Consider the following 12,865-nt stretch of genomic DNA (forward strand, 5'->3'; position numbering starts at 1 on the left):
TTAACCTTTACGCAAATCAATAATATTCTCCCATCAACAATGATGAACCGGAGAAACCAATTTGAACCAGCTAACAACACCAACAACGCAATTTACTGACCGCCTAGTTAGAGAAGCAGAAAGAGCTAAAATAACGGCAGTCTCTCGAACCAGCGCTTGGGCTTTAGAAAAAAAAGGCCTATTTCCGAAAAGAAGAAAGCTTCATGCCGATAGCGACAGAGTTTGTTGGTTATTAAGCGAGCTTTTAGACTTTGTAAAATCTCGCGAAGTAATAAATATGGAGCGAACTCAATGAACGAGAAAAAGCTACCAGATCTTGCTATGTATATTGACGATGCTCGAATGATTAAAAAGCCTGAATTGCAAAAGCTTCTTAACATCAGTAGGTCAACACTTGGAAGATGGATAAAGGCTGGCCATTTCCCCCCACCAGCTCATGTAATAAATGGGCGGTCCATGTGGCATTTTCAAGATTATAAAAATTGGCTAGCCAAAAAACACACAAAAGCAGGTAAATAAACTGCTTTTTTTTGGCCTACTGATGACACACTTTGAAACAAAATGATCAGTAAAAACACGCTATTCAACAAGCTAAAAATATATCTTAGTTATTATTTTAAAAGGGCTTTTATCTGTAAAGCGCCTATCCACTAATAGCGGATATTAAATAATATAAGAAAGATACCAATTAATAACTAAAGCAAATAGATATAACAATGACCTTTAAAATATCAACAACTAACTCAGTAAACTTTATATACAAAGACCATAGCTACAGAGTATTTAAACCAAAGACAAAAGGGCAAGATCTAAAAGCGTTAACTAAAGTGTTTAAGCATTGTGAATGTATGCTTTCTCACTACTCTAAAGTACTCGTAGCAAGAATAGACTTAAGTACTAAATCTTATTCTATTAATAATCAGATGTTCTTAAAGTTTATTAAAAAACAGTTGTCGATACTTACAAAACAATATAACTGCAAAGTAAGTTATATATGCGCTAGAGAGAGAAATACATCTTCAAATCATCATTATCACTTAGCTGTGTTACTAAGTGGGCATAAAATAAAGCATAGTAGTAAGCTAACCTACCAATTAAAGCATGCTTGGGAATCTGATGGCTTAGGTTCGGCCTCATTAGTTAGCCACCCATACTACCTAATGCAAAGGGGTAATAAACTTACTATAGAACCAGCTCTATACCGCTTAAGCTATTTTACTAAACGTGCCACGAAAGAAGCTAACATTAAGGCTCATAGCTACTTATTTAGTAAACTTGAATACTCAACAGAGCACGTTGATAGATGCTTTAACGATATGCTACTCGTAAATCCAGCTATTACATATCAGCAAAATAAAGAAGCGGCTCTAATAAAGCCAGATAACTCAGAAGCTGGTGGTATCAAGGTTATAAAAAGGCGATTAGGTATAAGCAGTACACAGTTAATACAATCTAAACTTCATCGCTCATTACAGTACAGCGATCATCCTAATCAAGCTAATAACGATCAAGTACCTTTGCAGCACTCTATGAACCGAAGCATACACATGCAAAGTGATCGATCACCTTACCCAAACATACAACATAAAGCTCTGCTAAATGATCGCTTCACGTGGCATTAAAATAACATAACTCTTTGATTTATATCTTCACACCATGGTGGTAAGCATATAAATTTTCGATTTTAAAAACTTGAAAGAAAATAAATTTTCAAAAAGCAAACCCTATGAACCGAAAGTTCACCGAACATGATCGATCATAAAAAGGCAAAAAATGAGTAAATTTGATTTAGAAAGTCTACCCAAGTGTGGCGCTAAAACACGTTCAGGTAATCCCTGTAAGCGCTTAGGCAACAAGCGTAATGGTCGCTGTAAATTGCATGGTGGTCGCTCTACAGGTGCAAAAACAACTGAAGGTAAACTTGCTGTGCGTACCAATCCTGTTAAAAATGGTTTTGGATGGAATCTAATGCAAGACTATGACCCCGTATTAATAGAAGACTCACTTAAAGCATACATTCAATTGTGCGATATAGTTGGGCAGAAAAGTATTAACAATAGTGAAGTAAACAAACTAGTAGCACGATACAACGTAGCATTAGAATGCTTTAAATATCATATTTGTGAATACTATGGCGAAGAGGCCTTTATTATTGTTCAATCTGCACTTGATGCATATTACAAAGATACAGATAGTCAGCATCTTCACTTTCATATACATACTGAGGTTGTAAAAGCCCCCTACTTCCACCAGCAAATGAGTGAAGCAAAAAAGCAGTTTTTGCTTATAAAAAAAGGGATCTTATCTAAAAGCTTCCTATGAAGCATCAAACTATTGAATTTTATAGGTAATAACGTAAAGTTTGTAATAAGTTATACGGGTAGCTTAATAAAGGACTAAATATGCTCAAACCTAATGAAGGTAACAAATATGTATTTAAAAATATTAATTTTAAAAGTATGTACCTACCCCCTCTAAATGAAGTCGCCCAGCTATTACACTTACCTAGTAACATTAGTGGCATGATTACTCATGCCCAATCATTTTATGATTCTGAATTGCCTGTCAGTCAAAGCTCTATATTTCATTTATCAAGTCGAGGAGTAGGTAAACCAACATTTAAAAAAATTTATACATGGTTTAAATCTCTCTCTCCGAAAATCAATGATGTGTTCAATCTTCAAGTATATAAAAAAATATCAAAAGCGATGAGAGTTACCTCCAATGCCAGTATCTACTACTCATGTACACATGGATTTAATTTCAGTAAGAAAAGCAACAATAACGACAATGAATTAAACCTATTAATAGATTGGCTGGAAGAACGCTCAAATGCTGATTATTTAATGATGAATAAAATACACAACCAAGCAAAGTTAAAAGCTATTAATATAAAAGCTCCAAAGGATATTTGGCAGTTACAAAAACCATACTGGCAATCCCATAGCTTAGTGCCACGGCAGCAACTCAATATTATTAATGAGTTTTACAATTCAGATAAAAAGCGGGAAGATTATACAGAAGAGGATGGCCTAGCTCTTATTGAAGCAACGTACCACTTAACATTTGATTTCTATTTATCAGCCATTGCCAACTACGAGGCAGGTCTTCACTCTTACTACTTTAGATTAGATGAGAACTATAACCCTAAAAAAGGCTCAAGCTTTTTTATAAATGTGCTAAATACCTTAGTTGAATCTGAAGAAGCCAACGGCTGTTTCGATGCTGTACTAATAGAGCTAAAAGAGCTCGTATCATCAAACGACAAACCAATGACTTGGAGAAAGCTGGCTAGCTTTATCCCTTTTGAAAAGTCTAAATCAGATTACACCGAAAGCGGGGAATCTTTAAATGATAGGCAATACAAACAACTAAAAGATTGGCGAAATGGGAAAAACTTACCTTCATTTTTAAGGTTAGAAAAGTTTATAAATGCTATTTGCGCTAGTCATGGTAATTACGACTCGTTAGCAATACTCATGTATTTTAGGATTAGTCGAGGTATAGACACAAAAATACAAGAATGCTTTGAGCAAACTTATAGTGAAAAAACGATACCAATTTTCAAGACTGTGATTGGCCAGTACCCCTCGTATTTCAAACACTATACAGATAAATTAAATAAAGCAGCTAAGTGAATATATAGCTGCCTTATTCAAAGTCTGAACCTAATCTTCATCGTCCATAAGATCTTCCCAGTCATCTGGGCGTTCATCTTCACCGCGGCTTTGCCAATAAGCGTCATGCTCTGGGTTTTACTGCTGTGAGCGGTTGTCATCATCATGTCGAGCCATGTTATTTTTTCCCTTGTTGATTTTTGTTTGCAGCTCTAGCTGCACGAGCAGCAAAACCATTTGAGTCAACGCCACCACCATTTTGCTTTGCTTCATTTCTTTGTATACGGGCCAAAGCATCGGTAGTCATTCGAGTTTCTTTCTTTGTCATTTTTTATCTCCAAAAGTAAAATTTATTGTTAGGTGCTCCTAACAACAGGGAGAATAATGCCAAACTAAATTGAGGTTGGGACGGGGGGGAAATAGTGTAAATTTAATTTTTTTAAAATTTATTATTAATTCCTACCTTTTTATAAAGACGTTAATTACTAGCACATCCTTTGTAATACCACTCAAGTTAGCAATTCCCACCCAAAAAATAAACCTTTTTTAGTTTACTGATAAACCAAAAAAAGTTTATTTTAACTTTTTTTGTGCTATTTTATAAACATGTACTTTATTAAGGTCTATGTATGTCTTTCACAGCTAAAATATCTGCACAGAAAATTGTAGATGCAATAGAATCTCAGTCTGAGACCAAACAAAAAAGAATATCTAGGTTTCAGTTATCAACGTTATCAATATCCAGAATATGTAAGCGCAGGGTTATGCCCACTATTTATCTAGATAGCCTAAGCGCAGAGCTGAATGAATTAGGTTGGTGTATGTTCCAAGTAGAAAATACAAAATATGGCTTTGTCCGAGCCTCATCAGTTAAGAACTGGCTTAAAATGTCTTCAAAAACAGTCAACGGTATCGAAGGAGAATAAAGTGAATAGAAGATACAGTAAGAGTTTAGAGCTAGATTTGACTGGATTTTCTGGAAAGCAATTCAAAATGCTTTGCGAAATACTCCGATCTGCCATGAAGCAAGAGCACGGATATAAGTTTACTAAAGGCTTTACCGATGAACGTTTAAAGAAGTGGCCAGTAGTTATAAGGTTCAAAGATGAGTTACATAGAGAAAGCTTTATCTGCAACTTGATTGGTATAGTCAAAGAAGAAGTTGTAAGTAAATTGACTTTAAAGATGCTTCACCCAATCGGCAGCAACCCTCAAACTTTTCGTTTTTTAAAAGCTGCATAACTAGATAATAGGTTTTGAGTACTAAGCTATAAATTGTGGTTAGCTATTATTCATTTATGAAATGGTTAAGGGGGTAAGGTTACCCCCCATTTATCGTCACACTTTTTGAGTTTGTAATAAATTAAAGCAGCTTTGCGTATGAATTATCGAGCCGTCAACCGTTGACGGCTTAAGCAAAATACCACTACAGCCCTTTAAAACCCTGTCATAAACGTATCTACAAAACGTTTAAATTTATCGGTAATAATGGGCAGTACTTTTTTGCGCTGCAATAAGCTGGGTTTGGTTTCGAGTACGTCAGCGAAGTCATCCCTTAGTGGCATTTCGTCACTTAGCTCATAACGGGTTACTAGCTTTTCTAGGCGTTCTTGGTTTAGCTTTTGCTCTTGAGCAAACTTCTCAAGCTCTAGGCGCTTTTCTTTTTCCCAATAAAGCTCAAACTCTTCATCAACGTCAGCGCTGGCGGGTATGCCTTGTAAGTGCTCGTCCATAAACTTATCTATTAGTGCTTTTTTACTTAATAAGGTTGGGTCTGTGGCTATTAGGTTTGCTATTACTTGGCGTTTACGGGCTTTTTCATCGCCACTTGCTTCACCATGTAACTCACGTAATAACTGCAAAATATAGGTTACGTTTACTATATCGCTGTGTAGTAGCTCTAGTTCAAAATCAACGTCATCTAAAACCGATACTTTTTCTTTACTTGAATTCTCACGTAGCTGCCTGCCAAGGTCGGCATACTTACTCGTATAATCCTGAAACTCTTGCTCGCCCATGGAGGTTGAGTCCATATCAAAGTCAGCAAAGTTGCTTAACATGTTCTTTAAGCGCATAAGCTCGCGAAACTGTCTCACAAACAACGCCTGAGCCTCTTCGTCAGGTAAAGCATCAACTGAGTCAACAGTAGGCGTAATTGCCATTAGCGCTTCATAGGCGCTGTTAAAATCAGTAAGCAGCTCATTATACGAAGGTGTTTCTATGTATTCTTTAGGCTGCTTGTTCGAAAATAGCGTAAAGGCAGTGTCAGCAGCTTTTTTAAGGTTTCTGAAGCACACTACGTTACCATGCGATTTAGTCTCGCCCAATAAACGGTTAGTGCGCGAAAACGCTTGTACCAAACCATGATATTTAAGGTTTTTATCGACATATAAAGTATTGAGTTTAGGAGCGTCAAAGCCTGTTAAAAACATATTCACCACCAGCAATATATCAATCTCTTTGGCTTTAACTCGCTTAGATATATTTTTGTAATAGTCTTCAAATAACTTACTGTCCTTGGTGGAGTAGCTTGTACCAAACATTGTGTTGTAGTCGTTAATAAATGAGTCTAACTTATCGCGGCTATGCAGCTTAACGGTTTGCCCTTCGTTTAAATACTTGGCTGATATTTCTTTAATTTTCGCATCATCATTACCTAATTCGTACTCCTCCTCTTCATTGGCCTCGTAGCTAAATATGGTGGCAATTTTAAGGTTGTGTTTGCCTTGTGCTTTTTTACTCGCAAACAGCTCATAGTATTGAATAAGCTCTGCAACACTTGATACGCAAAACATAGCGTTATATTCACGGCTATGCGTTTTACGGTTATGTTGGGCAATAATGTAATCGGTTATTTTATCTAAGCGCGCAGGCGAGGTTAAAAGCTCTTTTGTGTCAATGTCTTCAACTTCAATATCTAGGTTGTTGTTAGAGCCATCTTTGTACTGATAACGCCCAACGTACTCAATAGCAAACTTAAGCACGTTAGCGTCGCGTATTGCATCCACAATTACATACGGATGTAAGCATTCACCAAACAAATCTTTTGTGGTGCGTTTAACTGAGTTTTTAGCAACGGCGTTGTCGGCAAATATAGGCGTACCCGTAAAACCAAACAACTGCGCGTTATTAAAAAATTCGGTAATGTTTTTATGCGTATCGCCAAATTGGCTGCGGTGGCACTCGTCAAATATAAACACAATGCGCTTATCTTGTAGGCTGTGCATTTCTTTTAAATAGCGTTGTTTAGTCACCACGTTATTTAGCTTTTGCAGTGTAGTTACCACCAGCTTAGTATTGCGGCTTTGGTTGATCTTTTTGCCTTTCATTGGCTTATCTAACAGCTGGTGGAACAACATACTGGTGTTGTCGGTGCTGTCTACTGAGCCCTTTACAAACGCATTAAACTCAAGTGCTGTTTGGTAGTCTAGGTCTTTACGGTCTACCACAAATACTACTTTATCAACCTCACTTAGCGAGGTCATAATTTGCGCCGCTTTAAACGAGGTTAAAGTTTTACCTGAGCCTGTAGTATGCCAAATGTAGCCGTTATCGGTTGTAGTTTTAACTTGCTCTACAATCGCCTCTACTGCATAAAACTGATACGGCCTAAGCACCATTAAGTACTTACCTGTTTCATTAAGTACAATATACTTGGTGAGCATATGCGTTAAGTGCGAAGGCGTTAAAAATGCTTCGGCAAAGTCATGTAACTGGCTTATTTTATTATTTTCATTATCAGTCCAGTCAAAGGTTTGCTTAGCAGACATTTCACTGTTATTAGAAAAGTACTGGCTATTAACCCCATTCGACATTACAAACAGCTGCACATAGTTAAACAAACCATGGTTGGCATGAAACGAATGCTTTTGATAACGCTTAATCTGGTTAAACGCTTCTTTTAGTTCAATACCACGGCGCTTTAGCTCTATTTGTACCAGCGGCAAGCCATTAACCAATAGCGTTACATCGTATCGGTTAGTGTATGTGCCCTTTACTGTAATTTGTTGCGCTACCTGAAAGCTATTTAGCTGTGGCTCATCAAACAATAGTGTTAAATGCCTGCTATCGCCGTTATCTAATGTGACATCAAGCTGGTCGCGCAGTGTTTTGGCCTTTGCAAATATATTACCCTTACCAAGCTTACCCAATATTTGCGTAAACTCAGTATCGCTTAACGTGCAGCCATTCACTTTTTCAAGCTGCTGCTTAAGATTGACCTCAAGTGCTGCGTTATCCTTTAAAATAACGCGTGCAAAGCCTTGCTCGCTAAGCTGTGCAATTAAGTTATCTTCTAATTGTTGTTCACTTTGATAATTCATTTATACCTACAATTCCTTTGCGCTGGCCCTGTGCAATACATCCACAGCTCTATTGCTAATCTTTGTGTAACTTATAACCCTGCTCTGGGTGATTCGGTATTGTTGGATATGCCAAAAACAATACCTGCTCTTTAACCATTTTACTTAAGTAGTTACGTCTTAGCGTGTCGGGCTTCATTCCTAGCAGCTGTGCTATATCACCCAACCTTAAACAGTGCGGCTGTGCTTCTTTACATAGGGCTATTATCGCTTGTTCTACCTCAGACTTCTGCTTTCTACTTGAGTTAGCTCGTACTTGCTCACCTATAACCCATAGTGAACTCCATAACTCATTAGCTGCAACCGCCTCTACTTCTGTATTGTCTTGGTCCGGAGTATTTAAAGCTAGGTCCGGACCTTCATTGCTTAACTCCGGACCTACACTATCTAGGTCCGGACCTTCGCTATTTAACTCCGGACCTTCAAACAGTGAAAGCTGATCTAACTTCGGAGAAGCTACAAATGTAATACTCTTACCTGCATCATTATCAGGCGTAGGGATTTGTATCCCTTTTAAGTGATATATCTTGCCTCTGTGCTGACCTGCCGACTCTAAGTACCCTGCATTAACTAACTGACTTAACGCCAGTGTCACTTCTCTTGTATGCTCTGAGGTCAATGAACAAATACGCTCGTGGTTAAACCATGACTCAGTAATGGCGGTAATTAAAATAGTTCGCTTAAGCTCGCTCAGCTTTTTGTAGCCACTACCAAAGGTACCGGTAAGGCGCTTATCTAACTCAGGCGACACAATATTAACCATGCGCAACTCTAAAAAGGTTTGATTCAGTTCATCTTTTTCATACATATGCGGTGGCTGCCAGTTTTGCGCTTTACAGTTACTGTATATTTTAGGAATACCCGACCCTGCTTTTTCGCTTAACCCAATATTTAAGAACATTTGATGAATAGCAGGGTTTCGGCACTGGCTATTACCACCCGCCTTAGCCTCATGCACTGGTATACGCATTAGCCCTGCGTTTCTAAAGCCAATAAAGTCAGGGTGTTTTTCAATTAAAATATTACTTTCGGTATTAAATTCTGCATGTGCGAGTGTATTAACGAGTGCTTCACGAATAGCCTCATGCGCAGGAGTGGTATCTTGTCGCTGGCCGTCATCAGTTAAACTAAACCCTACTTTTAAATCTGCCGTAAGCTTACGATACACCTTACGATAAAAATCAAAAGCATTACCCGACCAAGAGCCATCAGTATAAATTCGATCTATCCAGCGGTGTGTACTGTCGTCTTTTTCTTGATAATCGAGTGCAAAACTAGGCAACGCATCTTGAATCGCATCCCACTTACCAAACATCACTAAGCCAGCAAGGGTTAAACCTGCTTTACCTGTTGCGCGGTCTTTTTGCCAGCCACGAATTGAGCGCAAAAACTCTTGGTCGCTCAATTCTAAAAAAGGGTGTTGTGGCTTGGCATCAACAAACATTTGCCTATAAATACGCAGGCTTTCAGGGTCTATGTCGTCAAGAGTAAAGTGCTCTAAAATTCGGTTGTCGCGCACTTCCTCTTGCTCTGCCAGCATTTTATTTACTGCTGGTGGTAAACACTTTTGATCGGCCTCGTAACGGCGCTGATAGGTCCCATTAAGTGGGTTTGCATTAATAAATACAGGGCGGCTTTCGCGCGGGGCGCGTGGTATAGTAATCGCAATAACCGACTTGCCTTCAAGTGTTTCAATGCGCACGTCGCTTTCGCTGAGCAAATTAATACTCACTTTATTGGGATTATTAACCGTATCCCAAATATTCTTAATTAGCGGCGCTGGGTTTGTTATACCCTCAACTGCAAACGTGCCTTTTTTTTCTTTAATGCCCAATAAAATTAAGCCACCACGGGTATTAGCAAACGCACTATAAGTTTCCCACATATCATTAGGCACTGCGCCCTGACCATCGCGGCCACCAGCAAGCTTGCACTCAACCTCTACGCTCTCTTGCAAAGTTTGAATATCAATGATGTTCGCTATTGAGTTGTCGTTAATTTTATTAGTCATTATTTCTCACACAAACATTTGCTGTAGTAAGCCTTTTTTAAATAGCTTAGTTTGTTCAATTTGCTCGTTAACAGCGTCTATTTTTTTATCGAGTGATTGTAAGAATTGCGCTATTTTTTGCTGTTCTTTTAAGCAAGGTAAATGCACTTTTAATCGAGCAAATTCTGTTTGCCCTAAAGTTTTATTACGACCTGCACCACCCGGTGATGCAAGGTTAAGTAAATACTCTCCCTTAGGTGATAAAAAGAAATACAATAAATAATCTAAATCCGATCTGCCTTCAACGGGAATAAACATTGGGAATCGATGTGAGGCTATAAACCCCTTTTCGTTTCCACTGGTTACAGCAACAGCCCTCTCCCACGCAAAAACAATATTAATTATTAACGCTCTCGGATGCACCCAAAAGACTCGTTTACCACCTAGCTCACTTCCTGTCTTCTCAACTTTGTGAAATATCCCTTTACCATGGCATCTGATACCAATTTCCCTATATTTTTCATCATGATCAACATCAACAGGCTCGTTAACTCGATTAATGAACCAGTCCAATTGGTCTGTATGCCAATCAGGAAAAGTGCTTCCATCATCGTCTTTAAAGCGTATTTTTTGGCTGAAAATTTGTTGCATTGCACCTTTTTTATAGTCTTTTAATAAGCGATGCTTTTCAGTTAACTGGCTGATTTTAGTGTCTATAGAAGTAAGGAAGTCAGCGATTTTTTGCTGCTCGTCATTATGAGGGAAAAGTAAATCAATGCTGCCTAACCTACCAGCTGAAATACCAAGGACCTTTGCTCCTTGTGCAATAAGCTTTATTTGTTTCCTGACAAAGCCTGATTGCATTAAATAACCAGCAAATCCAATCACCATCGGATGCTTATTTGGTCTTGCTAAAAAAGTGTGCAGTCCAGCAAGGACCTGTTCATTATTTAGATTTTTAATCTCAATTGCTTTACCAATATCAGCATAATTCTCTGATGCATCAGCAATAACTAAGTCACCTTCTTGACAGTAACTTTCATCTTTAATCTTACCTAAATTTACACTATCGTTTATGAAGGGTACTTTTTCCTTGCAAACATCAAACAAAGTAGAAAATTTAGTATGTATATCACCGTAGTGAATATTTTTAACTAACCCACTATTATTATTTAAGTTTTCTCTAGATAATGAGTTTGTTGTATAAAACGAATATATTTCGTTGTATTTTTTACTTTGCCAGCAGTCATCAAATAGTGAAAAACGTAACTCAGGCTTCAAGTCTTCACTCATTTTATTTCTCCGACAGGAGCTGTAATACCTAACTCATCACAAAAATCGGCAATCGTTTTATCCGTTTCAAGCATCGCCTTATTATTTGCAATCAATTGCTTTGCAACTTCAGTCAAATCAACAAGCGCTTCATCTTCAAAGGTGTCTACGTAACGCGGAATATTCAGGTTGTAATCGTTTTCTGCTAAATCAACTTGCGTGGCGGTAAAAGCATATTTATCAATGAACTCGCGTTTGCTTACGGCATTTAAAATACGTTGTAAGTCTTCCTCGCTCATTACGTTGTTATTAGTGCCTTTTTCAAAGTGATTACTGGCATCTATAAACAATACGTTGTCGTCGGTTTTACGGTGTTTGTTTAGCACTAATACACAAGTAGGAATAGACGTGCCAAAAAATATGTTAGCAGGTAGGCCTATTACCATATCAAGGTAGTTTTTTTCTTTAATAAGGTGTTTGCGTATATGTCCTTCGGCCGCGCCACGAAACAACACGCCGTGCGGTAACACCACCGCCATTGTGCCGTTGTCGTCAAGCTGGTGGATCATATGCTGCACAAAAGCAAAATCGGCTTTACTTTTTGGTGCTAGCTTACCGTAGTCGGCAAAGCGCTCGTTATTCATATGTAGCGGGTTACCAGACCAACCTGCCGAAAATGGCGGGTTAGCGACTACGGCACTAAAGCGTTGCTCAAGGTGTGCGGGTACTTCTAGCGTGTCGTCGTTTTGAATGTCGAACTTAGTGTAATGCACGTCGTGCATAATCATGTTCATTCGCGCTAGGTTGTATGTACTTGGGTTTTGCTCTTGACCATAAAATTTTAAATCAGGGTTATTAGCCTCTTTTGCAACACGTAACAACAATGAGCCCGAGCCACAGGTAGGATCGTAAACCGATTTAATATGCGGGTTATTTAAGGTGACTAATTTTGCTAGTAACTTAGACACCATTTGCGGCGTATAAAACTCACCTGCTTTTTTACCCGCGCCACTGGCAAACATGCCAATAAGGTATTCGTAAGCGTCGCCAAGTATGTCTATTTCGCTACTTTCTAAGTGAAAGTCGATGTTATCAAGGTGCTCTAATACTTTGGCTATTAACTTGTTACGCGCATCCGGTGTTTTCCCTAACTTGTTAGAGGTTAGATCTAGCTCGTCAAACAAGCCATTAAAATCGTCGGCGCTGTCTGCGCCCATGGTGCTTTGTTCAATATGGTTAAGTACGTTGGTTACATCGTCTAAAATAAACTTATCGTTAGCACCACGCTCAGCAAGTACATGAAACAGCTCTGCTGGCTTTAAAAAGTAGCCTAACTTATCAAGCGCCTCTTCTTTTACCGCCTCTAAGTACTCTTGGCCCTCTTCGGTTGTTTCGTCAATTTTAGCAAATACAATGCCGTCTTCACTCAGTAGCTGATCGGCATAAGTGTTGAGCTTATCAGACAGGTATTTATAAAAAATAAGCCCAAGTATGTAATCACGAAAATCATCAGCCGACATGTTGCCACGTAAGCTGTTAGCAATATTCCAAAGCTGCTTTTTTAATTCTTGTTGGTGTTGTTGAACCATTAATTTAATCTCATTAAAATATGTTTTATTAAGTGG

Annotated in this window: 12 protein-coding genes; 7 read left to right on the forward strand and 5 right to left on the reverse strand. The window is 38.4% G+C overall.

All coding sequences use genetic code 11. The features are described from left to right. The first annotated feature begins 61 nt into the window (after positions 1-61). From LOS73_RS20090 to LOS73_RS20110, 5 genes are all read left to right on the forward strand, one after another. Entirely contained in the window at positions 62-295 is a 234-nt protein-coding gene (locus LOS73_RS20090; RefSeq protein WP_457934208.1) for a helix-turn-helix transcriptional regulator, read from the forward strand. Continuing rightward, entirely contained in the window at positions 292-519 is a 228-nt protein-coding gene (locus tag LOS73_RS20095) for a helix-turn-helix transcriptional regulator (protein ID WP_010555439.1), read from the forward strand. Before LOS73_RS20090 ends, LOS73_RS20095 begins: the two co-directional genes overlap by 4 nt. Positions 520-716: 197 nt before the next feature. Continuing rightward, on the forward strand, positions 717-1,622 hold the full coding sequence (locus LOS73_RS20100; protein WP_457934209.1) for a YagK/YfjJ domain-containing protein: 906 nt from the start codon (positions 717-719) through the stop codon (positions 1,620-1,622). Positions 1,623-1,773: 151 nt separating this feature from the next. Beyond that, on the forward strand, positions 1,774-2,322 hold the full coding sequence (locus LOS73_RS20105; RefSeq protein WP_033029983.1) for an HGGxSTG domain-containing protein: 549 nt from the start codon (positions 1,774-1,776) through the stop codon (positions 2,320-2,322). Positions 2,323-2,402: 80 nt separating this feature from the next. Beyond that, on the forward strand, positions 2,403-3,638 hold the full coding sequence (locus LOS73_RS20110) for a hypothetical protein (protein WP_457934210.1): 1,236 nt from the start codon (positions 2,403-2,405) through the stop codon (positions 3,636-3,638). Positions 3,639-3,795: 157 nt separating this feature from the next. On the opposite strand, the gene LOS73_RS20115 is transcribed toward LOS73_RS20110, so the two are convergent. Beyond that, positions 3,796-3,945 carry a hypothetical protein gene (locus LOS73_RS20115; protein ID WP_167331237.1) on the reverse strand — a complete coding sequence of 50 codons (150 nt, stop codon included), beginning with the start codon at positions 3,943-3,945 and terminating at the stop codon, positions 3,796-3,798. 301 nt (positions 3,946-4,246) lie between these two features. Here LOS73_RS20115 and LOS73_RS20120 point away from each other — a divergent pair, with 301 nt between their 5' ends. Beyond that, positions 4,247-4,543 carry a hypothetical protein gene (locus tag LOS73_RS20120; protein ID WP_033029987.1) on the forward strand — a complete coding sequence of 99 codons (297 nt, stop codon included), beginning with the start codon at positions 4,247-4,249 and terminating at the stop codon, positions 4,541-4,543. Between the two features lies 1 nt (position 4,544). Next, entirely contained in the window at positions 4,545-4,859 is a 315-nt protein-coding gene (locus tag LOS73_RS20125) for a hypothetical protein (RefSeq protein WP_033029989.1), read from the forward strand. A gap of 194 nt (positions 4,860-5,053) precedes the next feature. Here the strand turns inward: LOS73_RS20125 and LOS73_RS20130 are convergent, their stop codons facing one another. From LOS73_RS20130 to LOS73_RS20145, 4 genes are read right to left on the reverse strand one after another with little or no spacing between them, the layout of a single operon-like run. Beyond that, the gene (locus tag LOS73_RS20130) at positions 5,054-7,939 is read right to left on the reverse strand and encodes a type I restriction endonuclease subunit R (RefSeq protein ID WP_457934211.1); all 2,886 of its coding nucleotides are present in this window, start codon (positions 7,937-7,939) and stop codon (positions 5,054-5,056) included. Between the two features lie 55 nt (positions 7,940-7,994). Next, positions 7,995-9,989 (reverse strand): RNA-binding domain-containing protein, encoded by a 1,995-nt coding sequence (locus tag LOS73_RS20135; protein WP_457934212.1) that lies wholly within the window; start codon positions 9,987-9,989, stop codon positions 7,995-7,997. A gap of 6 nt (positions 9,990-9,995) precedes the next feature. Further along, positions 9,996-11,261, reverse strand: a complete 1,266-nt coding sequence (locus LOS73_RS20140; RefSeq protein WP_457934213.1) for a restriction endonuclease subunit S — start codon at positions 11,259-11,261, stop codon at positions 9,996-9,998. Next, on the reverse strand, positions 11,258-12,829 hold the full coding sequence (locus LOS73_RS20145) for a type I restriction-modification system subunit M (RefSeq protein ID WP_457934214.1): 1,572 nt from the start codon (positions 12,827-12,829) through the stop codon (positions 11,258-11,260). The genes LOS73_RS20140 and LOS73_RS20145 overlap by 4 nt, the downstream gene beginning before the upstream one ends. Positions 12,830-12,865: the final 36 nt, after the last annotated feature.

This window comes from Pseudoalteromonas sp. SCSIO 43210 (assembly GCF_054133285.1).

Coding starts and splice junctions, on each gene's coding strand:
- LOS73_RS20100 (WP_457934209.1), top strand. CDS start 717: ATGACCTTTAAAATATCAACAACTAACTCAGTAAACTTTATATACAAA.
- LOS73_RS20135 (WP_457934212.1), bottom strand. CDS start 9,989: ATGACTAATAAAATTAACGACAACTCAATAGCGAACATCATTGATATT.
- LOS73_RS20145 (WP_457934214.1), bottom strand. CDS start 12,829: ATGGTTCAACAACACCAACAAGAATTAAAAAAGCAGCTTTGGAATATT.
- LOS73_RS20115 (WP_167331237.1), bottom strand. CDS start 3,945: ATGACAAAGAAAGAAACTCGAATGACTACCGATGCTTTGGCCCGTATA.
- LOS73_RS20130 (WP_457934211.1), bottom strand. CDS start 7,939: ATGAATTATCAAAGTGAACAACAATTAGAAGATAACTTAATTGCACAG.
- LOS73_RS20095 (WP_010555439.1), top strand. CDS start 292: ATGAACGAGAAAAAGCTACCAGATCTTGCTATGTATATTGACGATGCT.
- LOS73_RS20120 (WP_033029987.1), top strand. CDS start 4,247: ATGTCTTTCACAGCTAAAATATCTGCACAGAAAATTGTAGATGCAATA.
- LOS73_RS20105 (WP_033029983.1), top strand. CDS start 1,774: ATGAGTAAATTTGATTTAGAAAGTCTACCCAAGTGTGGCGCTAAAACA.
- LOS73_RS20110 (WP_457934210.1), top strand. CDS start 2,403: ATGCTCAAACCTAATGAAGGTAACAAATATGTATTTAAAAATATTAAT.
- LOS73_RS20140 (WP_457934213.1), bottom strand. CDS start 11,261: ATGAGTGAAGACTTGAAGCCTGAGTTACGTTTTTCACTATTTGATGAC.